Genomic DNA, 24873 nt, shown 5'->3' on the forward strand with positions numbered 1-24873 from the left:
AAAACGCGCAATTGCGCGTTTTTGTTTTTCTAAGCGATTAAACGAGTTTAATGCAATATAAGGTGGCGACACCAATAAAGAGTGTTACGGTGACACTTAACAAAGTGCCCAGCATGACATATTCAGTGAGTTGTTTTTCGCTACTTTCTTTTAAATCACCAAATCGGAAGATAGACTTGGCCGCTAGCAGAAAGCCCACGCCGCCGTATTCACCTAGCAAGATAAAGCTCAACATCAACACTCGTTCGAGCAAGCCAATAAAATGCCCCGCAGCAGGAATACTGCCTTCATTGTTTATCTGAATATTGATTTTCTCTAGCATCATGCGAATAAACACAGAGCTTGGGTTGAGCACCAACAAATAAGCTGCAATAACAAACAAGGTATCGAGGGCAATCAGCTTTTGCCACGCTAAGCTATAAAATTCATTCTTATCACTAAGCCAAACGCTTAGCATTACAATCACAACAAGATGTGCCAACTGGTCGAGTAAAAACGGCACTACGCCTTTACTTGAATACGACTTTGCCAAGTCAATGACATAGTGGCTTAGCATAATCGCAACCGTTGCTAACAATACACGAGAGAACTCTTGCCAGCCGTAAGTGTATTCCCATAGTGTGAGCACAGATAAAGAGGTCACGCCGTGTGTTAATACGTGCAAATAGAGCTTACTGGCACGAAAGTGACGGTTGTTTCTATCGTGCACCCAGCTCATTGGCTGCCAATAAAAGTCTGCAAGTAAGTGGCCCAGTACTAACGCGGTGAGTAATAGAGCAAAACTGGTCATAACAATCCTTTGAGTGTGGTTTGGCTGTAATTTATAAAGCGCTCGATAAGTTGATAATGAGCTAGGTTGAGTAACTTAGTGACATTCTCTCGGCTAGTATTAAGCTCTTTGGCAAGCTCTGCATGGCTGTTGTTCTCGGCGGTTAAATAATAAAACAGGGCATTAGCCTGCTTTTGACTCATTTTTTCAAGCAGGACTTCGACAAGCGCAATATTAAGCGCAAAGGCTTCTTCAAGGGGGGTATTTTCAATATTTAACACTAAGCGTTGCTGGCTCATGTTATCTAAACCACGGCCAGATAAAGTATAAGCACTGCCTGTGGCTGTTTTAATATCGGCGCGTGGGTTGTCGAGTGAGCCAATAGCCAAGCTTTGTCGCAGCTCATAATTGGCTGCCTTCATTTGCAAATACAACAAGATGGCAGCATGACATACCAGCTCAGGCTCTGTTAGCTGTACTTGCAATGCATCGCCACGGTAAATGGTAAAGCTTGCGTTAAAGCGCTTAGCAACAAAGCGTAAGCTTTGATCAAGCTGATAAAGCATAGCGTCGTATTCTTGTTGTGGAATTTTTTGTGATTTAATTAAATCACCGCTGATCACCGCAATCATTATGATCCCTTAGATTAAGTAACTTAATTTAGTTACATCGCGATAAGTAACCAAATTTGGTTACTTTGTTTTATGTAACCAATTTAGGTTACTTTTTCGTAAATATCAACCTAGATATGCTACAGTGGACACAAATCACGAAAGAACAGAAAACTATGTCAGCAGTTGATAAGCCAAGAGTCGGTATTTTTGTAGATGTACAAAACATTTATTACACCTGTAGAGAAAGCTACAAGAAAAACTTTGACTACAATGCCTTTTGGGCACAAATGAGCGAACGCTACCAAATTGATTGCGCCATTGCGTATGCAATATATCGTGGCGATGAAAAGCAATCGCAGTTTCAAAATATTCTGCGCGCAATTGGTTTTGAGGTAAAACTGAAACCTTTTATTCAGCGCAAAGATGGCAGTGCAAAAGGGGATTGGGATGTTGGCATTACCATTGATATGCTAGAGCATGCCAAGCAGCTCGATAAAATGGTATTGCTTTCGGGTGATGGTGATTTTGCGTTATTGCTTGGTCACTTAGCAAATAAGTATCAGCTACCGTGTGATGTCTATGGTGCAGAGTACCTCACCGCTGATATCTTAAAGCAATCTGCTGCTGAATTTCATTGTATTGACGATTCACTGCTACTATCAAAGTAAAAAAATATTCCTATAAAAATAAAATGTTTAACTAAAGTATTATTTCAGCTAAGCTAACATTAGCTACACTTGATGATAAATAAAGGAATAGTCACGCACAACGCATTAAATTATGCAAAAAAGCATAAATAAAGGTGTTATAGGACATTGTTGATGTGGTTTCTAATTTTCTTGTCTGTTAAATAAAGCGTTTTAATTCAATAAATTAAAAATAAATATGAAAGTTATACGAATTTTTATAAAAAATATAATGACAACGCTGTCATTTGTTGTGTAACATTAAATCAACAAAGGTTGAGATGATTTCGCATTCTGATAAGAAAAATAATGCGATTTAGACAAAAACTAAACGAAGGCTAGGGGTCGTTAAATGATGGCGAAGAGTGTGAATGAGGACCAATTGTTTATTGGTATCGATGGTGGCGGAACGAAATGTCGAGCAACTATCTACTCTGTTAAACAAGGTGTATTAGGAACTGGCCTAGGTGGTCCTGCAAATCCATTACATGGTTTGGAACGTACTCTCGAATCAATTATGGTCTCAACACAATTAGCACTTCGTGATGCGGGTTTACCGCTTGAAACCGTTCATCAGCTTTATGCCGGCTTAGGTTTAGCAGGTGTAAACCTACCAAGTTTGTACGACAAGATTATGGAATGGGAGCATCCATTTAAACAAATGTTCCTCACCACCGACTTACACACAGCCTGTATCGGCGCACACGAAGGCAGTGATGGTGCAGTGATCATCACAGGCACTGGCTCATGTGGTTTTTCATGTGTAAATGGTCGCACAACTAACTTTGGCGGTCATGGCTTTGCTCTAGGTGATAAAGGCAGCGGCGCCTGGATGGGTCTTGAAGCAATAAAAGCGACCTTGTTAGACCTTGATGGCCTAGGTGAATCAACAAATCTGACGAACGTGATCACCGAGCATTTTGCAGCTGACAATGCGATGGCGATTGTTGAAAAAATGTCTGGTCAGCCTTCGAGTAGTTTTGCCAAATTAGCCCGCTATGTATTTGAAGCCGCCAATAACAATGACAAAGTTGCGGTTTCGATTGTTAAAGAGGGTGCTGATTACGTTAGTAAATTAGCTCAGCGTTTATTAGAGAATAACCCGCCACGTTTATCTATGATTGGTGGCTTAGCTGAGCCATTAAATAAGTGGCTTGCAGAGGATATTGCGAAACGCGTTGAATCTCCTATTCAACCACCAGAAATGGGCGCGGTGTATTTTGCTCAGCAATCTGTTCTTGAACAAAACCAAGAGGTAAGTTTGTAATGACGATTTATCATGTAAGTTCATTGTTTACCGGTGACGAATTTTTATCTGACGTGTATTTTAGCGTCGAAAATGGTGTGTTTAAGTTTGTTGAAGCAGATGCTAATGCCGTTGCATTAACGGGTTTAGTGGCACCCGGTTTTATTGATGTACAAGTGAATGGCGGTGGCGGGGCGTTTTTTAACGCTGAACAAACGCCAGATTGCTTAGATAGAATAGCCAAAGCACATGGTCAGTTTGGTTCAACAGCGATTATGCCAACCCTGATCACTGACCAAGTCGAAGTCATGGCAAAAGCGGCCGATGCAACTGCACAAGCAATTGCTGAAGGTGTTCCGGGCGTAATGGGGGTGCACTTCGAAGGACCGCACCTTTCATTAGGGAAAAAAGGCACCCACAGCGAGCAATTTATTCGCCCTATTACAGAACAAGAATTTGCAATTTATGCCCGCCAAGACTTAGGCATTAAAATGGTAACCCTAGCGCCTGAAAATGTCAGTGCTGATGATATCGCGCGCTTGGTTGAGTGTGGTGTAAAAGTGTGTATTGGCCACACCAATGCAGACTTTGCGACCACCAATGCAGCACTTGCGGCAGGGGCTGATGGTTTTACCCACTTATTTAATGCCATGTCAGCATTTACATCACGAGAGCCGGGTGTTGTGGGTGCTGCGCTTTGGGATGATAACAGCTGGTGCGGCTTAATTGTTGATGGTCATCATGTACATCCATCATCAGCAAAATTAGCAATTCGTAGCAAACAGCGTGGAAAAATTATGTTAGTCACAGATGCAATGCCACCTGTGGGGACTGATGACATGGAGTTTGATTTCTTTGATGGTCGTAAAGTTATTCGTACTGGCGATAGATTAAATTCAACGACCGGTGAATTAGCAGGCAGCGTGCTTGATATGGCAAGTGCGGTGCGCAACACAGTGAACACATTGGATGTTAGCCTTGCTGAGAGCTTACGTATGGCATCACTTTATCCTGCACAATATTTAGGTTTACATAAAAAAGGTCGCTTACTGAGCGGGTTTGACGCTGACTTTGTGGTGTTAGACGCACAGCAAAATGTACAAGCCACCTTTATTGCTGGAAAAGCGCTATAACAAGCTTCCCTGGTAAAAACCCCGCCGTTGTATCGCGGGGCTTTTTCTATTTAAGGTAATACAATGACAACAACACAACCAACAAGAAAACGTTTGGCATCACTGGATGCACTGCGCGGCATGGATATGTTTTGGATATTAGGCGGACAGTCACTATTCGCAGCGCTCTTCGTTTTAACAGGCTGGACTGGCTGGAAAGCTTTTGAAGCCCATACTTTACATAGCGTTTGGCATGGCTTCACATTTTACGATCTAATTTTCCCATTGTTTATATTCTTATCGGGTGTGGCAATGGGACTAGCCCCAAAACGCATTGATCATTTACCGTTTGATGAGCGCAAAGTGTATTACCGCAAGGCGGGTAAACGTCTTTTACTATTGTGTTTATTAGGTATTTTGTATAACCACGGCTGGGGCACAGGGATGCCGATGGCGTTAGATGAAATTCGCTATGCCAGTGTGCTTGGCCGCATCGCTATTGCATGGTTCTTCTGTGCAATGTTGGTTTGGCATACTAGTTTACGAACACAAATTATTACCGCTGCGGCTATTTTAGTGGGTTATTGGTTACTACTTTGTTTTGTTCCAGTGCCGGGTGGCAGTGCTGGTGACCTTTCAGCAGCAGGGAGTTGGAATGCATGGTTTGATGCACACTTACTGCCGGGGATTAGTTATCAAAACCGTGTAGTAGACCCAGAAGGTGTGTTGTCGAATATCCCTGCGATAGTCAATGCATTAATGGGTGTGTTTGCAGGTCAATTAGTGGCTCGAGCTCAGCAAATTGGCGAGTGGAAAATGACCGCCTTGTTGTTCGCCGCAGGTGTGGTAAGTGTGTGTTTAGGTTGGTTATGGGATTTACAGTTCCCAGTAAATAAAGAACTTTGGACCAGCTCATTTGTGCTTGTAACCGTTGGCTGGAGTGCCATATTGCTCGCCGTTTTTTATGTACTGGTTGATATTTTACCGGGGCAACGCGCTGCGTATCCATTTGTGATCATAGGTGCAAACTCGATTATTATTTATTTAGCGTCAAGTCTTGTGAATTGGGGCTATGTAAGCCAAAGCGTATTTGGTGGGGTGGTTCGAGCTGTGCCAGAGGCGTGGCAACCTCTGATGGCGGTCATTGCGTTATTAGCAGTACAAATGCTGGTATTGCATTGGATGTATCGCCGTAAGATCTTTGTTAGTGTTTGATAATTATTAAACACTAACAGAAAGAGTAATTTTTTATTCACTTTTACTTTACAAAGATAAAACTAGAAGTGATAATGACAGCGTTGTCATAATGGTTATAGCTACTGCATCGTATCCTGGCAGTGGTTTGATCTAAAACCCAGCTCGATTGCACGTGGGGTTGGGTTTTAGGTCCCATTTTTTTCCAACTTATAATTAGAGCTAATCGATATGCAAATAGTGATTCTTGATGATGCAGCCCAAGTTGCAGCGTATGGTGCCAACATCTTTGCGAAACAATTACTAAAAAAACCAGCCTCGGTTCTTGGTCTTGCCACAGGTTCAACACCTGTTGCTTTGTACCAACAACTGATCGAAAAAAATAAAGCTGGCGATATTTCGTTTAGCAAAGCGACAACATTTAACTTAGACGAATACTTAGGCTTAACAGGCGAGCATCCACAAAGTTACCGTTACTTTATGAATGAGCAGCTGTTTAACCATGTTGATATCGACAAACAAAACACCCATGTACCGCCGGGTGATGCAGTAAACCCGCTTGTTGCTTGTAATGAATATGAGCAAAAAATCACTAACGCTGGTGGTGTTGACGTACAACTACTTGGTATTGGCCGTAATGGTCATATTGGCTTTAACGAACCTTCATCTGGTTTGACATCACGCACCCGTGTTAAGACACTGACAAAAGCGACGATTGAAGACAATGCGCGATTTTTTGCTGAGGGTGAATATCAACCACATTTATCAATCACTATGGGGATTGGCACTATTTTAGAAGCCAAAAAAGTAGTGCTTTTAGCAACCGGTGCAAGTAAAGCGGATGCCGTTCACGCCATGGTAGAAGGCCCGTTAATGGCTAAATGCCCAGCTTCAGCACTGCAACTTCATAAAGATGCGGTGATCATCATTGATAAAGCTGCCGCAAGTAAATTAGAAGATTTAGAGTTCTATCAGCATATTGAAGCTGAGAACCAAAAACTACAAGCGCACCTAGCGACCTTGTAAAATTGTGAGAGAGAATAAAAAAGCCCAGTTTGGGCTTTTTTTATGCCTGTAATAAATTGGGTTTATCATCCGCTTATGGTAGTTTTAGCGAGTAAACTATTTTCAAGGAATGCCATGCTGAATTACTCTCAAATGCCATTGGATCGTGCATCAAATCGCCGTAAAGATCCAAAGTGGTTAAAGGCTCAAATGAATTCTCAGAGTCGCTGGTTATTGGTCAATAACAATCAAAGTTTATTTGTTAAAGACAGCCCTGAAGTGTGTTATTTACGCTTATCTCAAGTGGATCATCTCGATTTATCAAAAAGCATTTTATTGGGTTTAGACGACGATGATGTGGCTCATTTTACTTTAGATGTCAGCCATGTTCCAGATTCACTTATTGAGCCTATGCTTAATGGCGCTGAATTTGTAGATATTCGCAAGTTAGGCCCACAAGTTGAGTTAAAACAAGGTTCGATTGCTGCACTGGCAAGGGGCTTGTGTTTTTGGCACGCAACGCACCGATTTTGTGGCCGTTGTGGTCATGAAAATAACATGGTTGAAGCAGGGCATTCACGTTTATGTGAGAACCAAACTTGCCAGCATCAAACTTTTCCGCGAACCGATCCTGCGGTGATAATGATCGTTACTAAAACCTTTTCAGATGGGGTTGAGCGCTGCTTGCTAGGCCGTCAAGCAAGCTGGCCTGACGGTGTTTTTTCAACTCTTGCTGGTTTTGTTGACCCAGGTGAAACATTAGAGCAGGCCGTTGCCCGCGAAGTTATGGAAGAAGCTGGTGTTGCGGTGACAGATATTCAATATATCGCTTCACAGCCTTGGCCATTTCCATCATCAATTATGTTTGGCTTTATGGCCACAGCAGTTTCAGAAGATATTCAAGTAGATAAAGACGAGTTAGACGATGCAAGATGGTTTAGCCGTGCTGAACTTAATGAATTTGGCCAATGGCATGAGCAGGGCAGTCATCTTAAACTAACCCGACAAGATTCTATTTCTCGATTTTTGGTTGAGCACTGGCGCAACCTGTAAAGCACAGCTTGGACAAATTATGACAAAGACAAATAAAAATACCCAAATCGTCTCTGCAGGGCGTAAAAAAGCATATACACAAGGAGTTGTGAACCCTGTGGTGCAACGCGCATCAACAGTGGTATTCGACTCGGTGGCTGATTTAAAAGAAGCGGCTAAGAAACGAGGCGACAAAACGTTATTTTATGGCCGCCGCGGTACGACGACACATTTTGCTCTGCAAGAAGCGATTGCTGAACTTGAAGGCGGCGAAGGCTGTGCGCTATATCCATCAGGTGCGGCTGCAATAAGCAATGCGCTACTCTCGTTTGTAAAAACAGGCGATCATATTTTAATGGTGGATACCGCTTACGAGCCGACCCGTGATTTTTGCGACAAAATACTGGCTGGATTAGGCATTGAAACAACCTATTACCCGCCGGGAATTGGCGCAGGAATTAGTGAGCTTATTAAAGATAACACTCGCGTATTGTTTTTAGAATCACCAGGTTCAATCACTATGGAAGTGCAAGATGTGCCAGCCATGGTTGCTAAGGCTAATGAGCGCGGTGTAATGACCATGCTAGATAACACCTGGGGTAATGGTCTGCATTTTAGACCGCTTGAGCATGGCGTTGATATTAGTATTCAAGCTGCAACAAAATACATCGTGGGTCACTCTGATGTGATGATGGGTGTGGCGGTAGCCAATAAAAAGTATTGGCCAACCCTTCGAGAAAATTCATACCTACTTGGTCAATGTACCTCTGCGGATGATGCCTATTTAGCACTACGTGGTCTGCGTACTATGGCTGTGCGTTTAAAACAGCATGAACAAGCCGCCATCGAAGTGGCTAAATGGCTAGAAACACACCCATTGGTTGATCATATTCGCCATCCGGCTTTTGCAACGTGCCCGGGTCATGAGTTCTTTAAACGAGATTTTGATGGCAGTAACGGCTTATTTTCATTTGTAATGAAGCAGGGTAATCAACAAGCGATTGATGCGTTTTTAGACAGCCTCCACCATTTTAAAATGGGCTTTTCTTGGGGCGGTTATGAGAGCTTAGTCACGGCAAACCTCAGCATGAAAGGGCTTCGCTCTGAAACAGGTTGGTCGCAAGGTCCAGTAATAAGACTTCATATTGGTCTTGAAGATGTGGCTGATTTACTAGCCGACCTTGACCAAGCGCTTGCAGTGTACGAAAGCCACCTCTAGGTTAAAAGTTTATACTTTGTTACATAAGACCCGCTTGTCGGGTCTTTTTTTTCTGGTAATTCAAGCTGTTTCAACTTAGTGTAATTCTAATAATAAAATTCATTAAGGATTATGAGTGACGCAGTTACATCCTAAACGACTTGCACAAATTGCCCAATTTGAGCTGGTACGACTATTTCTAACCAAACGTGGTTTGTTGGCGGTTGCCGCTTTTGCCATTTGTTGGCTACTTATTTTACGCTATCCCATTGCCCAATCTGTGACCTTGATTAGCTCACCTGATTTTGCCGATTTTGCTAGGCAAGCATTTGGCGCCATTGGCATCAGTAAATTACTTGATTGGCCTGAATCTGAACTGGCCGTTTATTGGCTGATTGCCTTATTTAGTTTTCCAAGTTTTTGTTTGTTTTTATGTAGTGATCAAACAGTGGGCGACAGACAGCGAGGTACGTTACGCTTTTTATCACTTAGAGCGACTCGTTCAGAAATTATTATTGGTCGCTTTTTAGGGCAGCTACTCATTTTAGCGGCATTGTTATTTGTTACCTTGATGGCAACGGTTGCAATGCTTGGCTATCGTGAGCCAAGTTTGCTGCTTTCAGGCTTATCGCGAAGCTTTATGTTGTTATTTTATTTGCTTGTTGCGGTTATGCCATTTATTGCCTTGATGAGCTTTTTGAATACGTTTGCCCGTTCATCGCGTCTTGCATTTGTATTGGCTATTTTGTTCTTTGCTGGCGGTAATATTGTGATTGGCTTACTGACGTGGCAATGGCCTGCATTTGAGGTTTTAAATTACATATTTCCCGGCTATCAACTTGATTTAATGGCAGGTCAACGTGCCGGCGTCACACTGGCTCTAGGTTTACCACTTTTACAAACGGCAGTGTTACTGCTTGCTGGAGATCGAATTTTTGCAAGGAGCTCATTATGACCGTTTTAATTCAAGCACAAGGCTTGTCAAAAAACTACGGGGCTAAACGAGCGCTCGATAACGTTAGCTTTGAAATAAAGAAAGGAGCGCCGGTAGCGCTAGTTGGCCCAAATGGGGCGGGTAAAACAACGTTATTCAGTTTGTTATGTGGTTATATTTTACCAAGTTCAGGAAAATTATCGGTCATGGGGCATACCCCAGGTAATGCGGCGTTATTCGGTAAGCTAACCGCGTTACCGCAAGATGCCCAGCTTGATCCTCGTTTTAGTATTGCGCATCAACTTAACTTTTATGGTCAATTACAAGGGCTCAGTGGTGCGGTTCGTAAAAAAGAAACGGCTCGTGTTTTAGAGCTCGTTGGTTTGTCAGAAGTGGCTAAGCAGCGACCGGATGACCTTTCTCATGGTATGCGTAAGCGAGTGACGATTGCACAGGCATTAATTGGTTCACCTGAAATAGTGATGCTTGATGAAGCAACTGCAGGCCTTGATCCAATTCATGCTCGTGAGGTAAGGGAGCTGGTAAGTTCTTTAAGTAACGAAGCAACATTTATCTTAAGCTCCCATGACTTAACTGAGCTTGAGCGATTATGCTCTGGGGTTTTACACCTCGATAAAGGGGTGTTAAGTGAGCATCAAGCCCGTTCTAGCACGCAGGATAATAAACACTTTATTACACTGCAGTTAAATCAACACTATGATGATGTAGAAGCAAAGCTTGCTGGCCTTGCCCACGTACATCATGTTTATATGAGCCAAGCAAAAGAATATGTGATCGAGTTTGAAAAAAACGCTGAGCCTTTTGATATCAATCTTCTACACTTTTGTTATCAACAAGGTTGGCAGTATCGTCAACTGGTAAATGGTCACACACTCGAAAATCAAATTTTTCATAAGGAGAGCTAATTATGGGTTTATTAAGCGGATTAATGGGTAACGCAAGTGAAGTCGATAATGATGATTTAGAAGAGCTGCTTGCCAATACGCTGATTGATGGTGAAGCAGTACAAAAAGCCTATAAAGTCATTCGTGATATGTTCATCTTTACCAATAAAAGATTAATTATTATTGATAAACAAGGTGTTACTGGCTCTAAAGTTGAAATGCTGAGCATTGCTTACTCAAAAATCACCAAGTTTAGTAAAGAAAGTGCCGGGCATTTTGATCTAGATGCTGAACTGAAAATTTGGGTTGGATCAGATCCAACGCCAATCAGCAAAGACTTTAAAGCAGGAGATAACATTAATGAGGTTTATAGAATTATAAGCGAGTTTGCTTTATAAGGTACTGACAAGCTTCATTTTTTCACTAAAAGTTGGTTTAGAGACGCAAGTTTCGGCCAACTTTTTCTTTACATTTGCCGACACTTTATTACAATTAATCAAGTAAAAACAAATGCTTAGTTAAGTTTCCATTCAGTTTTCTCACGTTAGCATGTGCCCAACTTAGCCATCAGGCTAGTTTTCAACAGCAATGAAACAATGTTAATAGGGAAATCTGTTTATGAAAAAGTTAGCAGTTATTATTTCGAGTATGCTTCTGTCAACTGCCGCGACTGCTGCGGATAGTTACCAATCAATCAGCCATTTAGGGTACATGGACACCGATGGCAACGACACAGTAAGTGTTGATTCAACGTATTACTTCGCGCCAAAGAAAACAATGGGTCCATACGACCAGTTTGAATACATCAACAGAACAACCAACGTGTTTGGTTCGTACGCAGATGATGACTTTGGTGATGTAACTAACATCGGTGGTGAATACTTCGTACAAGATTTTGTATTTGGTGCGGGTTACAGCAACTACGATTACGGTTCAGATACTGATTTATTCAATGTGTCTGCAGGTTACTTCTTTAATCCTAACCTTCTTCTTAAAGCGACATTTATCGACGTAGAAGACGGTGATAACACTGTAATGTTCGACCTTAAGTACAATCACCAGCTTAACAGCACTGATTACTTAGGTTTCACATTCACAGCTGACGATGAGTTTGATTACCGTGCAGTAAATGCAAAATACTTCATGGATCTTCAACAAGGTAACTACCTAACAATTGAAGGTACAATCTCAGATACAGACGATAGCGGTAGCTCTTGGGAACTAGGTTCAAACTACTACTTCTCTAAAGCAACGTCAGCATTTATAACGTTTAACAAAGAAGATGACTACAGCTTTGGTGCACAGCACTTCTTTAACAAAAACGTTGGCTTAAAAGCAGGTTATGCAAACAACTGGGATGACTCAGACTACGATGCATACTTTGCAAACGTAAGCTTACAGTTTTAATCATTAATTTGATGACATAAAAAAGCCCGCATTATGCGGGCTTTTTCGTTTTTATCATTACCAACCGCACTGGCGGCCTTCATTTTGCTCATCAAGGTATTTTTGTAACGGTGCAAAGTAATCTAAGATTGCTGTCGCATCCATTTCTTCTTTACCAGTGATCGTCGCAAGAGCTTCTTGCCATGGGCGGCTTGAGCCCATTTCTAACATTGCATTTAGTTTTTGACCCGCCTCAGCAGAGTTGTAAACTGAGCAGCGGTGAATCGCTTCTTCGTTACCGGCAATTTCACATAAACTTCTGTGGAAGTCGAATTGTAAAATGTGCGCTAAGAAATAACGTGTGTAAGGCGTGTTGCCTGGTACGTGATACTTGGCACCTGGATCAAAGTCTGCTTCGCTACGTGCGATAGGCGCTTGTACACCTTGGTATTTTTCACGTAATTCCCACCACGCTTTGTTGTAGTTCTCTGGTGTTACTTCACCTGAGAAAACCTTTCCAGCGCCATTGGTCTACCAATAAACCAAATGGAATAAATGCTACTTTGTCTAATGCCATTTTCATTAACAGGCCAATATCTTTTGACTCATCAGGCACCTCATCTAATAAACCAATTTCTTTTAAATAACCTGGCGTTACAGAAAGAGCAATGGTGTCACCAATCGCTTCGTGGAAACCATCGTTCGCACTTTCTTGATAATAAATAGGCTGCGTGTTGTACGCGCGTTGATAGAAGTTATGGCCTAACTCATGGTGAATAACAGAGAATTCTTCACCTGTGCGTTGAATACACATCTTAATACGTAGGTCGTCTTTGCTATCAATATTCCAAGCTGACGCATGGCACTGTACGTCACGATCTTGAGGTTTAGTGAATAGTGAGCGCTCATAGAAAGTATCTGGCAATGGCGCAAAACCCATTGAGGTGAAGAACTTCTCAGCGCCACGTACCATTTTAAGTTCGTCGTAATCGTGCTCAGCTAATAGTTCTGTTACGTCATAACCAGGATCGGCATTTTCTGGTGCAACAACATCGTAAATGTTACCCCACGTTTGTGCCCACATATTACCTAAAAGGTGTGCAGGGATAGGCTGGTCTTGTGGTACTTTATCTTCGCCATATTTTTCACCTAGCTTGGCACGAACATGACAATGTAATGAATCATAAAGCGGTTTAACTTGGCCCCATATACGGTCGAGTTCTTTTGCAAAATCATCGGCTGGCATGTCGTATTTACTACGCCACATAGCACCTGTATCTGCATAACCTAGCTCTTTTGCACCTTCATTGGTGAGGGCAACTTGTTGCTCATAAAGCGGGCGCATAGGTTTTGAAACTTGACGCCAACCTTGCCATAAATCAAGCAATTCATTGTAATCACGGCTCGTTGCCATTTTAGCGGTCATGTCGCCAAGGCTTAAACAGCTACCATCTTCTTTACAGTATTTACCTTTACCATAAATACCCCCTAGCTCAGCCACTAATTGTGAGAGCTTAGCTGTTTTTTCAGCATCTTGTGGTGCAGGTAAGGTAAGCGCTAGTTTAAGTTTATCGAGTTTACGACGCGCATCGTAATCTAGCTCTAAACTATCGAATTTTGCAGCTTCATTAGCAAGGCGAACAACGGCTTCGGTCATCTTGCGATTTACTTCAGCAGATAGTTCCGCAGTATCATGGGTAATGAAGTTGGCATAAATCCACTCAGCACGGCTTGCTTCTAAATAAAGCGCGCTTAATTCTTTTTCAGTATCGGCGATAAATTTAGCGGCATCTTGTGCTGTTACTTGGCTTGCTTTGACTTCAGCAGTCGTTGTTTTATTGCTCGTAGCGTCATCATTACAGCCTGTAAGTGCTAGTGCACTTGCGACCATAAGCGCGCTGATGCTGAGCTTAAATGGAGTCTTTTTCATAACGTTCCCTAGAAGTTTATTGTTATTTATTGCCCATGCATAATAGCAGTGTCTTAGTAAACAACAAACTGCATCGGTAAAAACAACCTAAGTAAGAGCTGCTTACGTTGTATTTATGGCACGATCAGTCATACTTGAACCAGTTAAATAAAATAAAAGGATTGCACAATGACGACCGTAATCATTCTGTTACTGGTTGCTGTGATTGTAATTTTTGCTGTGAAAGACATTCGCATCAATCTTGTCACACGACCTACGTTTAGTATGTTTAAAAAAGTTTTGCCGCCGTTATCGCAAACAGAACGTGAAGCTATGGAAGCAGGTGATGTTTGGTGGGATGGTGAATTATTCAGTGGTAACCCAGATTGGCAAAAACTGCATCGTTTTCCTAAACCTGAACTTAGCGAAAAAGAACGCGCATTTATGGGCGAGCAAGTCGAAACCTTGTTAGCCATGCTTGATGATTATCAAATTGTGCAAAAAGATAAAGACCTACCAAAAGAAGTGTGGGACTACCTAAAAAAAGAAGGTTTTTTTGCGTTAATCATTCCTGAAAAATTTGGTGGTCGCGAGTTTTCGGCGATTGCAAATTCAACCATCGTATCGAAAATTGCCACTAAGAGCTTAACCGCTGCGGTCACCGTAATGGTGCCCAATAGCTTAGGTCCAGGTGAATTACTTCTTCATTATGGTACTACCGAGCAACAAGAGCGTTGGTTACCAAGCCTAGCTAAGGGTGATGATGTGCCTTGTTTTGCATTAACGGGTCCAGAGGCAGGCTCTGATGCAGGCAGTATTCCTGATACAGGGGTGGTTTGTAAGGGCATGCATAATGGTGAAGAAGTGATTGGTTTAAAACTTAACTGGTCAAAACGTTATATCACCCTTGCGCCAATTGCCACAGTGCTGGGTCTTGCATTTAAAATGTACGATCCTGAGGGCTTATTAGGAGATAAAAAAGAGCTTGGCATTACGTGTGCGCTTATTCCAACTGATCACGAAGGTGTACAAACAGGTGAGCGTCATTATCCGTTAAACATGGCATTTATGAATGGCACAACATACGGTAAAGATGTGTTTATTCCGCTTGATTGGATCATCGGTGGTGAAAAGGGCGCTGGTCGAGGCTGGCGTATGTTAGTTGAATGTTTAAGTGCTGGCCGCGGTATTTCGTTACCGGCACTTAGTACGGCAACAGGTCACTTGGCTTCAAGAATGACATCAGCCTATGCAACCGTACGCCAACAATTTGGTGTGTCGATTGGCCAATTTGAGGGTGTCCAAGAGGCATTGGCACGTATTGGTGGATTAACTTACACCTTAGAATCAGCAAGGCTAATGACCGCAGGGGCGATTGACTTAAAATTGAGTCCGTCTGTGGTTACCGCTATAGCTAAGTACCATATGACTGAAATGGGTCGTACAGTAATGAATGATGCTATGGACATTCATTCTGGTAAAGGTATTCAAGTCGGGCCAAATAACTATTTAGCCCATGGCTATATGGGGATCCCGGTATCGATTACCGTTGAAGGTGCAAATATTCTTACTCGTAATTTGATGATCTTTGGTCAAGGCGCTACTCGCTGTCATCCGTTTGTTTTAAAAGAAATGGAAGCAGCAGCAATGGAAGACCATGATGTTGCCTTAAAAGAATTTGACTCATTACTACTGCAACATATTTTATTTGCTGGCAGTAATGCAGGTATGGCATTTGTGCACGGTTTAACACGCAGTTACTTCGCTAAAGCCCCTGTATGTGGCGCAACCACGGTTTACTACAAACAGTTAAGCCGCATGAGTCGTGGTTTAGCATTTTGTACTGATGTTGCGATGCTAGTATTAGGTGGTGAGTTAAAACGCAAAGAGATGATTTCGGCACGTTTAGGTGATGTGCTTAGCCACTTGTATCTTGCTTCATGTGTACTGAAACGCTACGAAGATGAAGGGCGTCAGCAAGCTGACCTACCATTTGTGCAATATGCCGTTGAGCATTCGTTATTCTGCATTGGTCAGGCATTCGACGGCTTCTTTAAAAACTTCTCTAATCCTGTAATTAATTTCTTACTGAAACGTATTGTGTTCCCACTAGGTAATCATTACCACCGTCCAAGTGATGAGTTAGCCCAAACAATGTGTGAGCACATGAGCAAACCTGGGGTCTTTAGAGACAGATTAACCCACCTTTGTTATGTCGATGAAAATGCAGGGACTGGTGTAATGGAAAATGCCTTTTTAGCCATGATTGATACCCATGAAGACTTTAAGCAGCTTCGTAAATGGCAAAAAGAAGGCACTATTGCCAAAAACCTTGAACTTGAGGGAGCAATTGCCGCAGCAGCAGAGAAAAACTTGATAAACGCAACCGTTGCAGAGCGCATGAATCAAGCCAATGAGCTACGTAAACAAGCGATAGCAGTTGATAACTTTGCACCCGGCGAGCTGTAACTTTTTGTAAAGTATAAATAAACTAAGCCTTGCATTTGCGAGGCTTTTTTATATTAGCTTTATAGGCCGTGAGTGATGACTTTTTCTGCTTCGCTGGCTGGCATGGGTTTCGCTTTTAAGAAGCCTTGACCAAACTTACATTGAGTTTGTTTTAAGATTGCCAATTGTTTTTCTGTTTCAATCCCTTCAGCAACAACATCGAGCTTTAACGATTGGGCTAACGATAAAATGGCATCAACCAAGGGGTTATGCGCTTTATTTAAATGATCGATAAAGCTTTTATCGATTTTTAAAATATGGATAGGTAATTGGTGTAAATAACCAAGCGCAGAGTAGCCAGTACCAAAGTCATCTAAACACAGTTTTACTTCAAGAGGCTCAAGGCCTTTTATGATTTTTGTAGCCAGCTCTAAATTACCAATTAGCCCCGACTCTGTGATTTCTAAGCACAGCGAGCCAAGTGGCAATTTATATTGTTTGTACAAGGCATGAATTTGTGCCACAAAATCGAGGCTCGCAAAATGACGTGATGATACATTCACAGTAATTCTGCCAAATGTTTTACCTTCACTTGTCCACTTTGCTATTTGCTTTGCAGCAAGCTCAAGCAAATGTAAATCTAGATTAATAATTTGGCCGGTGTCTTCTGCTACGGGTATAAAATCATTTGGTGAGACAAAGCCTTTACTTGGGTGATGCCAGCGCACAAGCGCCTCAAAGCCAACAACCTGTGCATCTTGAATGGTAAAAATGGGCTGGTAGTACAGCTCAAAGTCGTCATGCTCAATACCATGCTGTAAATCATTTTCTATATCAGCATGATTTTTAAGTTTTTTACGCATGGTATTGTTGAAAAACTTAACCTTGCCACGACCAGATGACTTAGCTTCATACATTGCAGCATCGGCATGTTGTAATAGCTTATAAGCTTGATCGCGACTGTTTTCACAAAACGCAACACCTATACTGGTAGATGCTTGTAATAGGTGGCCGTCAATATTGAGAGGCTCTGATAGTACCTGTTGAATGCGTTCTAGAGCATCATTAATTTGTTGTTTATCGGTGATGTTTTCCATAAAGATGGCAAACTCATCGCCCCCTAAACGAGCAAAAGTATCCGTATTGCGAATAGTACCTAAGATCAACTCACAGATTTTTACTAAAAAGTGGTCGCCAACCTCGTGACCTAATGAGTCATTGATACTCTTAAAGCGGTCAAAGTCTAGATAGAGCAGGGCATGCTGGTGACGCTTATCAGCTCTTGCAAGGCGAAGGATCGCATGTTTGATGCGTTCAATTAACAATGAGCGATTGGCAAGGCCGGTTAATTCGTCGTGAAGAGCGCGGTGCTCAAGCTCTTGTCTTGATAATTGACGGTCTATCGCCATGCTAATTTGGCGGCTCACATATGTAAGTAAAGCACGGTCATGCTCGTCATAGTGATAGCTTTTACTGTAACTTTGTACGGCAATGACACCGCTTATACGCTCATTTACTTTAAATGGCACACCTAGCCAAGACTCGGCCTGGCGACCAACCATTTTAAAATGGCCCGCATCAATGTGCTGTTGAAATTCTTCTTTAGTAAAAAGTAAGGACTGGTCGATATTTAATAAGTAATAAGATGCAGTATCTTTTAATTGTTCTTTTGATATTTTCTTGTGTGCGTTAGAACGCACACCTTCTTCGATAATATAAACTAAATCAAGTACATCTAGTTGCTTGTCATACAGGCCAATGAAGAAGTTATCAGCCCTCAGTAAAGAGGTAATAATGCCGTGTAAAGATTCAAAGAAGCTATCTAGCTCGCTTGATTGATAGGTTAAGTTAGCAATTTGCAGCATCGAGCGTTCTAGCTTTTGCGCATCGTTTAACTGCATAACGGTTTGCTGTAAGTCTTCTACAGTACGAACTTGATTTATCTTGGCACTTAATAGGTGCGCCACTGTTGATAAAATCTCTAAATGCGCATCGTTGTAGTAATCTTTTTGCGGGTGCTCACAGTCAATGACACCCAGTACTTTTTCTTTGTAAACTAATGGTACGCATAGCTCAGAAAGAGCAGGGCGAGAATCAGCGATATAACGTGGGTCTTCACTGACATCGCCAATCATTAACGGTTTACCAGTGCTTGCGACATACCCCGTAATACCTTGATCAAAGCTGATTTCTGTTCGGTCGATATGATAAGTATCGTGGCTGCTTGCTGTGCCAATAGACGCCATTTCTTTGAGGGTGCGAGTTTTATCATCGGCTAGATAAATAACACACTCTATAAAACCTAGGCGGCTTACCACTTCTGACGTGACATATTCTAACAATTCTTCAACCGTGTCTAACTGCATCACAGAGGATGAGAACTGATTGATAATATGTAGTTGGTCTGTTTTGACCTCAAGTGCAAAAGCAGCGTCTAAACTCTTAGGCATAGAATAAAAGGTAACCGAAATGTTGTATTAATTTATTACGTTAACCTACTATCAAACTATCCACAAAGTTATTTTCAAAAAAAACTGGAACTGGTGTAAACTAGGCACCTGAATATGAACTTGAGTGAATAAGCGAGGTTATTTACTCAGCGTTTACGCTATCCCCCTAACTTTAGCCGTGGAAACCAGCAATGTCAGATTTAAATTCGATGCAAACTCTAACAATTACACGCCCAGATGATTGGCACATTCATTTACGTGATGGCGAGCAACTCGTTGATACCGTTCGTGATGCTAGCCGTTACATGGGGCGCGCGATCATTATGCCGAACCTTGTTCCACCGGCAACCTGCACAGACACTGCTTTATCTTACTACGAGCGAATTAAAGCTGCAGGACCACAAGGTAACTTTGAACCATTAATGGTGCTTTACCTAACAGATAAAACTACACCAGAAGAAATAAAAAAAGCTAAAGCAACAGGTAAAATTGTTGCTGCTAAGTTGTACCCGGCTGGTGCGACTACCAACTCAGATTCAGGTGTAACCTCAATCAAAAACATTTACCCTGTACTTGAGGCAATGCAAGAAGTAGGGATGTTACTGTTAGTACATGGTGAAGTAACCGATTCATCAATTGATATTTTTGACCGTGAGAAGGTATTTTTAGAAACAATTCTAGCGGACGTGGTAAATGACTTCCCGAGTCTTAAAATTGTGCTTGAGCACATCACCACGAAAGATGCAGTAGAGTTTGTTGATAATGCACCAGAGAATGTTGCTGCAACAATTACTGCTCATCACCTTCTTTATAACCGTAATCATATGCTAGCAGGTGGTATTCGCCCGCATTATTACTGCTTACCTATTCTAAAGCGTAACATTCACCAACAAGCGTTAATTGGTGCTGCAACAAGTGGTAGCAAAAAGTTCTTCTTAGGTACTGATTCTGCACCACATTACAAAGACAAAAAAGAAGCAGCCTGTGGTTGTGCAGGGGCTTATACTGCTCACGCAGCTATTGAGCTTTATGCTGAAGCGTTTGAAGAAGCAGGTGCTTTAGACAAGCTAGAAGGTTTCGCGAGCCACTTTGGCCCAGACTTCTACGGTATGCCTCGAAACCAAGATACCATTACATTGGTAAAAGAGAGTTGGACAGTACCAGCAAGCTATAAACTAGGTGATTCAGAAGTAGTGCCAATCAAAGCAGAGGCGAAAATGGATTGGCAAGTTAAATAAGTTTTAGCAAGCTACAAATTGAGAATTAAAAGCCCATCTATTTGATGGGCTTTTTTCATTGATAATTAATTGTTTATAAATAGTACTGTCATATATTTTTGTTTAGGCAGTTGACCTTAAAATTATTTTCGATTAATAGAGCTAAAAGCAATTTAATGTGTTAGTCTTAAATTGCTTTGAGTTTTTGCGTATTGAATTTACGGATAATGTGCGGCTGTACGGTTACCGGTTTGGTTATTGGTTCTTCCTGTACTTTACCCCAAGTTTTTTGGGCATTCACTCAGGGAGGATAGAGCCATTATGGCTGAATTTTAATAATTGACTTACAGGAAAATTTGGTATGTCAAACACGGTTACTGGTAAAGTTAAGTTCTTCAACGAAGCTAAAGGCTTCGGTTTTATTGAACAAGAAAATGGCCCTGATGTATTCGTACACTTCAGCGCTATCACAGGTACAGGCTTCCGCACTCTAAGCGAAGGTCAGCAAGTATCTTTCGGCATCAAACAAGGTCAAAAAGGCCCTGAAGCTGAGAACGTAGAAGTAGCATAATTAATTATGCGAACCTAAGCATTTTGGTGAAACAGTTTCTGTTTCACCAAAAATTCATTTTTATCTCCTGCTAAACCCCAAGTTTTAACTCACTATAAATAGTCATAAACTGTACCGAATTTATATTCCTCCAAAGGCATTGTTTAAGACTAAATTAATCAGCCAATAAGCTAGAACTTCGCATTCTATGCCCTAAAAGCTACTCTCCATAACTAAAGTATTATATGCTGTGCCGATAGGATTTATTTAACATGACATCACCCGTTATGTTTAGTTTGTAGTTTTGATCGAACTCGAAAGTGAGCAGCTAAAAAGTTTATAGTTATTTTTCACCAATCTAGAAATAACCCGCTAAACTTAAATTATCCACATGTGGAATAAATGCTGAGTAACTTATACTTGTTTGATGAAATATAATGAAAGTTTGCTAATCGATGAGCATAGGAAACAATATACTTTTGGTAGACGACCACCCGATGGTGGCAACAGCAATTAAAATGGTACTCGCTAAGTCTACATTAGTTAACGAAGTACAAGCTGTTGGAAGTCAAAAGGAAGCATTGCAGTTTTTAAAAAGTAATAATGTAGCGCTGGCAATTTTAGACATTGAGTTAGAAGACTCAGATGGCTTTAGTTTATATAAGCGCGCAGTCAGTAGTGGGTTTACTGGCAAAGTATTGTTTTTATCTGCTAAGCAAGACAAACACATTATTCGCACTGCAGCAAAGCTAGGTGCTCAAGGATTTGTTAACAAGGCCGAAAGCCTTGAAGATATCTCCTCTGCAGTTGAAATGATTTTGCGTGGCTATACTTTCTTTCCACAAGAGCACCTAATAGCGTCTGAAAAAGACATAGACGAGTTACTCACTGAACGTGAACTCGCAGTGATGAATTATCTACTACAAGGCTTATCAAACAAAGATATTGGTGAAAAACTTTTCATCAGTAATAAAACGGTAAGTACATACAAAGCGAAAATATTTGAAAAACTAGAAGTTGATTCAATTATCTCACTCGCTAAGCTAGTTAAAGACCGCGCCGTATTTTAACTCTCTCACCCGTAGCGGTGAGAGATTTCAACTCTCTCATTCTAGTGTTTAGTGTCTGATTTGGCTGCTTTTTGAGCGGTTAGATGTAGTGAGTGCATAAAAATTCTTCAAAACAGATTTTTTAGATGAACAAAGTGAATTTTTTTTTCATTTTTCTTCAGCACTTTCAGATTTCATAAAATGTTACATTTATGTTTAAGGTTGAACCTAATATGAATGCAATGTTCGCCAGTAAAGGGCTATAGAAGTACCACATGAATACCTCTGTTATATTTTTGTTAATTCATTATTTTGGTTATTTTCATCTCAACGACGAGTCACCAAATTTTTCCGATGAAAGCCGAACATCAAGTTGACAGACTCTGAAGCATTTAGCATTATTGGAGAGTTGATATCTATTAAAAGATATCAGGGTTGTCCTCTTCGGAGGATAATTAAATTATAAAAGTAACATTACTTAATTGGTTGGGAACTATGTCTGTTAAAATCAGAAAGAGTCTTGTAGCATCAGCGTTGGTTGGCGCTTTTGCATTTGCAAGCAGCAATGTGATTGCAGATCCTTTGAAAGATGTGCAAGATGCAGGTCAACAAATTCAAAAGGCTGCTGTTAAGTCTCAAACTAAAATTGACAATGTATATGGTCAAACTCAAGAGCTAATCGCTGAGTACCGTAGCATTGTTGACGAAACTGAGCTAATGAAGGTTTATAACGATCACGTAGCACGTTTGGTCGCTGACCAAAACGCTTCAATCGAATCGTTTGACCGTCAAATCGCAACTATCGATAACACGAAACAAAACGTTGTGCCTTTGATGTATCGCATGATCGATACGCTTGAGCAATTCATCAAAGCGGACGTTCCGTTCAATCTTGAAAACCGTCTTGCACGTGTTGAAAGACTTCGTGACATCATGGCGTCAGCATCAGTTACTACATCTGAAAAATTCCGCCAAGTTCTTGAAGCTTACACTGTTGAAACTGCATACAGCTCAGCTGTAACTGCTTCTCAAGGTACTCTTGAGATCGATGGTAAGAGCATCAACGTTGACTTCGGTCGTTTAGGTCGTATCACTTACGTAGCTCAGTCTTTTGACCTTAAGCACGCGTGGGTGTGGGATAACAACACTAAACAGTGGAAAGAATTAGGTGAAGAATACCTAAAACCTGTTAAAGAAGTTATCCGTATGGCGCGTAAACAAGCGACATTAGAACTTGTTAAACTACCAATCTTTGGCGCGGAGTAATCAATAATGAAGAAACTATTTAAAGGTTTTGCTGTTGCAGCAGTACTATCTGTTTCTGCAGGTACCGCGCTTAATGCACATGCAAACACTGATGCTTTAGACAAAATTCTTGAGCAAGTTAAGCAAGAACGTATCTCTGAAGGCAAATTAAACAAGCAACGTGAACAAGAGTTCCTTTCAGCTCGTGCTGACAAGCAAGCGTTACTTAACAAAGCTAAAAGCGACCTAGCTGCTGAAAAAGCACGTGGTGACCGTTTAGCTAAAGAATATGCTCAAAACGAAAATACTTTAGCTGAAAAAGAGCAAGCTCTTTTAAACGCTCAAGGTACATTAGGTGAGATGTTCGGTGTTGTACGTCGTGCAGCTGCTGATGCAATCGGTTCAATCGAAGCATCACTTGTTTCTGCTGAAAAACCAGGGCGTGCTGAAGTACTTCGCTCACTAGCTGCTGCGAAAGAACTTCCAACTGTTCGTGAACTAGAAGAGCTTTGGATTTCTCTTCAAACTGAAATGACTGAGTCAGCTAAAGTTTCAACTTTCGAAACTGAAGTTGCAGGTCTTGACGGTTCTTCTTCTGTTAAGAAAGTAACTCGTATCGGTAACTTCAACTTAGTAACTGACGACGGTTATTTAATCTACTCTCCAGAAACTAAAGCGATTCAACCTCTAGGTAAGCAACCTGATAGCTACATCTTAGCTGGTATCAGCGATTTAGAAGGTACTTCTGCAGATAACTATGCTGGCGTATACATCGACCCGACTCGTGGCGCGATCTTACGTATCAACACGCAGAAGAAATCACTAATGGAATACTACGAGCAAGGTGCTGAAGTAGGTTACATAATCACATTACTATTAATTGTTGGTCTACTTATCTTCATCGTTCGTTTCATTGATCTTGCGCTTACTAGCACTAAGATTAAGAGCCAGCTTAAAAACCTTTCTACTCCGAATACAAACAACCCACTGGGTCGTATTCTTAAGGTTTACGCTGACAACAAGAATCAAGACGTTGAAAACCTTGAGCTTAAACTTGACGAAGCAATCCTACGTGAAACGCCTCGCATCGAAGCTGGTATCAACATCATCAAGATCTTGGCAGCAATCGCTCCATTACTAGGTCTACTAGGTACGGTAATCGGTATGATCCTTACGTTCCAAACAATCACATTGTTCGGTACAGGTGATCCGAAGATCATGGCTGGTAATATCTCTCTAGCACTTGTTACTACAGCGTTAGGTCTAATTGCAGCTCTACCACTTATCCTACTTCACTCAATTGTTGCGGGTCGTAGTAAGTCGGTTCTACATGTCCTTGATGAGCAAAGCGCTGGTATCATCGCTGCTCACGCGGAGAAGGAGAAAGCCTAATGCTAGTCCTGATGGAGATCTGGGAATCTATCAGGGATTTTGTTGGCACAGGCGGCCAGGTATTATACGTGGTCGCGATAGCACTCTTTCTTATGTGGGTTTTAATGATTGAGCGCTATTGGTTCCTACTAGCTGAGTTTCCTCGTATGACGAAGAACATTGTAGCTCAGTGGGATGCCCGCCAAGACACTACGTCTTGGTACGCACACAGAATCCGTGAAGCATGGATTTCTGAAGCGTCTGAAAAATTAGATCAGCGTATGTTGTTGATTAAGACATTAGTAGCTGTTTGTCCTTTAATCGGCTTATTAGGTACTGTAACGGGTATGATCGCGGTTTTCGAAACCATGGCTACTCAAGGTACTGGTAACGCACGTTTAATGGCATCAGGTATTTCAATGGCAACAATCCCAACAATGGCTGGAATGGTTGCGGCACTATCTGGAGTATTCTTTAGCTCACGTCTAGAAGCGAGAGCGAGAATGGCGAAAGCTAAACTTGTAGATAGCATGCCTCATCACTAGAGAGAGAA

The 24873-nt window shown here is 41.5% G+C and carries 21 protein-coding genes and 1 pseudogene; 18 read left to right on the forward strand and 4 right to left on the reverse strand.

Features of this window, described 5'->3' with window-relative positions:
* Positions 1–37 precede the first annotated feature (37 nt).
* Positions 38–790, reverse strand: a complete 753-nt coding sequence (locus HUS62_RS07590; RefSeq protein WP_175079054.1) for a DUF3307 domain-containing protein — start codon at positions 788–790, stop codon at positions 38–40.
* Positions 787–1401, reverse strand: coding sequence for a hypothetical protein (locus HUS62_RS07595; RefSeq protein ID WP_175079055.1), 615 nt, complete (start codon positions 1399–1401; stop codon positions 787–789). The genes HUS62_RS07590 and HUS62_RS07595 overlap by 4 nt, the downstream gene beginning before the upstream one ends.
* Before the next feature lie 155 nt (positions 1402–1556).
* On the opposite strand from HUS62_RS07595, the gene HUS62_RS07600 reads away from it, so the two are divergent.
* From HUS62_RS07600 to HUS62_RS07650, 11 genes are all read left to right on the forward strand, one after another.
* Positions 1557–2051, forward strand: coding sequence for an NYN domain-containing protein (locus HUS62_RS07600; RefSeq protein ID WP_175079056.1), 495 nt, complete (start codon positions 1557–1559; stop codon positions 2049–2051).
* 370 nt (positions 2052–2421) lie between these two features.
* The gene (gene nagK, locus HUS62_RS07605) at positions 2422–3336 is read left to right on the forward strand and encodes an N-acetylglucosamine kinase (protein ID WP_175079057.1); all 915 of its coding nucleotides are present in this window, start codon (positions 2422–2424) and stop codon (positions 3334–3336) included.
* Positions 3336–4448 carry an N-acetylglucosamine-6-phosphate deacetylase gene (gene nagA, locus HUS62_RS07610; RefSeq protein ID WP_175079058.1) on the forward strand — a complete coding sequence of 371 codons (1113 nt, stop codon included), beginning with the start codon at positions 3336–3338 and terminating at the stop codon, positions 4446–4448. The genes nagK and nagA overlap by 1 nt, the downstream gene beginning before the upstream one ends.
* 63 nt (positions 4449–4511) lie before the next feature.
* On the forward strand, positions 4512–5642 hold the full coding sequence (gene nagX, locus HUS62_RS07615; RefSeq protein ID WP_175079059.1) for a transmembrane glucosamine N-acetyltransferase NagX: 1131 nt from the start codon (positions 4512–4514) through the stop codon (positions 5640–5642).
* A gap of 210 nt (positions 5643–5852) precedes the next feature.
* Positions 5853–6647, forward strand: a complete 795-nt coding sequence (gene nagB / locus HUS62_RS07620; protein WP_175079060.1) for a glucosamine-6-phosphate deaminase — start codon at positions 5853–5855, stop codon at positions 6645–6647.
* Positions 6648–6761: 114 nt separating this feature from the next.
* Positions 6762–7679: an NAD(+) diphosphatase gene (gene nudC / locus HUS62_RS07625; RefSeq protein ID WP_175079061.1), complete on the forward strand. Its 918-nt coding sequence runs from the start codon at positions 6762–6764 to the stop codon at positions 7677–7679.
* Positions 7680–7698: 19 nt separating this feature from the next.
* Positions 7699–8877: a cystathionine beta-lyase gene (locus HUS62_RS07630; RefSeq protein WP_175079062.1), complete on the forward strand. Its 1179-nt coding sequence runs from the start codon at positions 7699–7701 to the stop codon at positions 8875–8877.
* Positions 8878–8992: 115 nt separating this feature from the next.
* On the forward strand, positions 8993–9811 hold the full coding sequence (locus HUS62_RS07635) for an ABC transporter permease (protein WP_175079063.1): 819 nt from the start codon (positions 8993–8995) through the stop codon (positions 9809–9811).
* Positions 9808–10716: an ABC transporter ATP-binding protein gene (locus tag HUS62_RS07640; protein ID WP_175079064.1), complete on the forward strand. Its 909-nt coding sequence runs from the start codon at positions 9808–9810 to the stop codon at positions 10714–10716. The genes HUS62_RS07635 and HUS62_RS07640 overlap by 4 nt, the downstream gene beginning before the upstream one ends.
* Before the next feature lie 2 nt (positions 10717–10718).
* Positions 10719–11093: a PH domain-containing protein gene (locus HUS62_RS07645; protein WP_175079065.1), complete on the forward strand. Its 375-nt coding sequence runs from the start codon at positions 10719–10721 to the stop codon at positions 11091–11093.
* A gap of 220 nt (positions 11094–11313) precedes the next feature.
* Positions 11314–12102, forward strand: a complete 789-nt coding sequence (locus HUS62_RS07650; protein ID WP_175079066.1) for a putative porin — start codon at positions 11314–11316, stop codon at positions 12100–12102.
* A gap of 57 nt (positions 12103–12159) precedes the next feature.
* On the opposite strand, the pseudogene HUS62_RS07655 reads toward HUS62_RS07650, so the two are convergent.
* Positions 12160–14011 (reverse strand): annotated as a pseudogene (locus HUS62_RS07655) (M2 family metallopeptidase).
* A gap of 168 nt (positions 14012–14179) precedes the next feature.
* On the opposite strand from HUS62_RS07655, the gene HUS62_RS07660 reads away from it, so the two are divergent.
* Positions 14180–16459, forward strand: coding sequence for an acyl-CoA dehydrogenase (locus HUS62_RS07660; RefSeq protein WP_175079067.1), 2280 nt, complete (start codon positions 14180–14182; stop codon positions 16457–16459).
* A gap of 59 nt (positions 16460–16518) precedes the next feature.
* On the opposite strand, the gene HUS62_RS07665 is transcribed toward HUS62_RS07660, so the two are convergent.
* A complete protein-coding gene (locus HUS62_RS07665) occupies positions 16519–18888 on the reverse strand; it encodes an EAL domain-containing protein (protein WP_175079068.1) in 2370 nt (789 codons plus the stop codon).
* Between the two features lie 191 nt (positions 18889–19079).
* Here HUS62_RS07665 and pyrC point away from each other — a divergent pair, with 191 nt between their 5' ends.
* From pyrC to HUS62_RS07695, 6 genes are all read left to right on the forward strand, one after another.
* On the forward strand, positions 19080–20126 hold the full coding sequence (gene pyrC, locus HUS62_RS07670; protein ID WP_175079069.1) for a dihydroorotase: 1047 nt from the start codon (positions 19080–19082) through the stop codon (positions 20124–20126).
* Positions 20127–20466: 340 nt separating this feature from the next.
* Entirely contained in the window at positions 20467–20676 is a 210-nt protein-coding gene (locus tag HUS62_RS07675) for a cold-shock protein (protein ID WP_036967526.1), read from the forward strand.
* 458 nt (positions 20677–21134) lie between these two features.
* Positions 21135–21725, forward strand: a complete 591-nt coding sequence (locus HUS62_RS07680; protein ID WP_175079070.1) for a response regulator transcription factor — start codon at positions 21135–21137, stop codon at positions 21723–21725.
* 474 nt (positions 21726–22199) lie between these two features.
* A complete protein-coding gene (locus tag HUS62_RS07685) occupies positions 22200–22970 on the forward strand; it encodes a DUF3450 domain-containing protein (protein ID WP_062564205.1) in 771 nt (256 codons plus the stop codon).
* Between the two features lie 6 nt (positions 22971–22976).
* Positions 22977–24341 (forward strand): MotA/TolQ/ExbB proton channel family protein, encoded by a 1365-nt coding sequence (locus HUS62_RS07690; protein WP_054561743.1) that lies wholly within the window; start codon positions 22977–22979, stop codon positions 24339–24341.
* Complete coding sequence (locus HUS62_RS07695; RefSeq protein WP_054551558.1) at positions 24341–24865, forward strand: MotA/TolQ/ExbB proton channel family protein; 525 nt, start codon at positions 24341–24343, stop codon at positions 24863–24865. Before HUS62_RS07690 ends, HUS62_RS07695 begins: the two co-directional genes overlap by 1 nt.
* Positions 24866–24873 lie beyond the last annotated feature (8 nt).

The sequence above is a fragment of the Pseudoalteromonas sp. 0303 genome (assembly GCF_013349995.1).
Taxonomy (GTDB): Bacteria; Pseudomonadota; Gammaproteobacteria; order Enterobacterales; family Alteromonadaceae; genus Pseudoalteromonas.

Bases quoted from the DNA above. Each gene is read 5' to 3' on its own strand.
- HUS62_RS07590 (WP_175079054.1), bottom strand. From the start codon at position 790: ATGACCAGTTTTGCTCTATTACTCACCGCGTTAGTACTGGGCCACTTA.
- HUS62_RS07595 (WP_175079055.1), bottom strand. From the start codon at position 1,401: ATGATTGCGGTGATCAGCGGTGATTTAATTAAATCACAAAAAATTCCA.
- HUS62_RS07600 (WP_175079056.1), top strand. From the start codon at position 1,557: ATGTCAGCAGTTGATAAGCCAAGAGTCGGTATTTTTGTAGATGTACAA.
- nagK (WP_175079057.1), top strand. From the start codon at position 2,422: ATGATGGCGAAGAGTGTGAATGAGGACCAATTGTTTATTGGTATCGAT.
- nagA (WP_175079058.1), top strand. From the start codon at position 3,336: ATGACGATTTATCATGTAAGTTCATTGTTTACCGGTGACGAATTTTTA.
- nagX (WP_175079059.1), top strand. From the start codon at position 4,512: ATGACAACAACACAACCAACAAGAAAACGTTTGGCATCACTGGATGCA.
- nagB (WP_175079060.1), top strand. From the start codon at position 5,853: ATGCAAATAGTGATTCTTGATGATGCAGCCCAAGTTGCAGCGTATGGT.
- nudC (WP_175079061.1), top strand. From the start codon at position 6,762: ATGCTGAATTACTCTCAAATGCCATTGGATCGTGCATCAAATCGCCGT.
- HUS62_RS07630 (WP_175079062.1), top strand. From the start codon at position 7,699: ATGACAAAGACAAATAAAAATACCCAAATCGTCTCTGCAGGGCGTAAA.
- HUS62_RS07640 (WP_175079064.1), top strand. From the start codon at position 9,808: ATGACCGTTTTAATTCAAGCACAAGGCTTGTCAAAAAACTACGGGGCT.
- HUS62_RS07645 (WP_175079065.1), top strand. From the start codon at position 10,719: ATGGGTTTATTAAGCGGATTAATGGGTAACGCAAGTGAAGTCGATAAT.
- HUS62_RS07650 (WP_175079066.1), top strand. From the start codon at position 11,314: ATGAAAAAGTTAGCAGTTATTATTTCGAGTATGCTTCTGTCAACTGCC.
- HUS62_RS07660 (WP_175079067.1), top strand. From the start codon at position 14,180: ATGACGACCGTAATCATTCTGTTACTGGTTGCTGTGATTGTAATTTTT.
- HUS62_RS07665 (WP_175079068.1), bottom strand. From the start codon at position 18,888: ATGCCTAAGAGTTTAGACGCTGCTTTTGCACTTGAGGTCAAAACAGAC.
- pyrC (WP_175079069.1), top strand. From the start codon at position 19,080: ATGTCAGATTTAAATTCGATGCAAACTCTAACAATTACACGCCCAGAT.
- HUS62_RS07675 (WP_036967526.1), top strand. From the start codon at position 20,467: ATGTCAAACACGGTTACTGGTAAAGTTAAGTTCTTCAACGAAGCTAAA.
- HUS62_RS07685 (WP_062564205.1), top strand. From the start codon at position 22,200: ATGTCTGTTAAAATCAGAAAGAGTCTTGTAGCATCAGCGTTGGTTGGC.
- HUS62_RS07690 (WP_054561743.1), top strand. From the start codon at position 22,977: ATGAAGAAACTATTTAAAGGTTTTGCTGTTGCAGCAGTACTATCTGTT.
- HUS62_RS07695 (WP_054551558.1), top strand. From the start codon at position 24,341: ATGCTAGTCCTGATGGAGATCTGGGAATCTATCAGGGATTTTGTTGGC.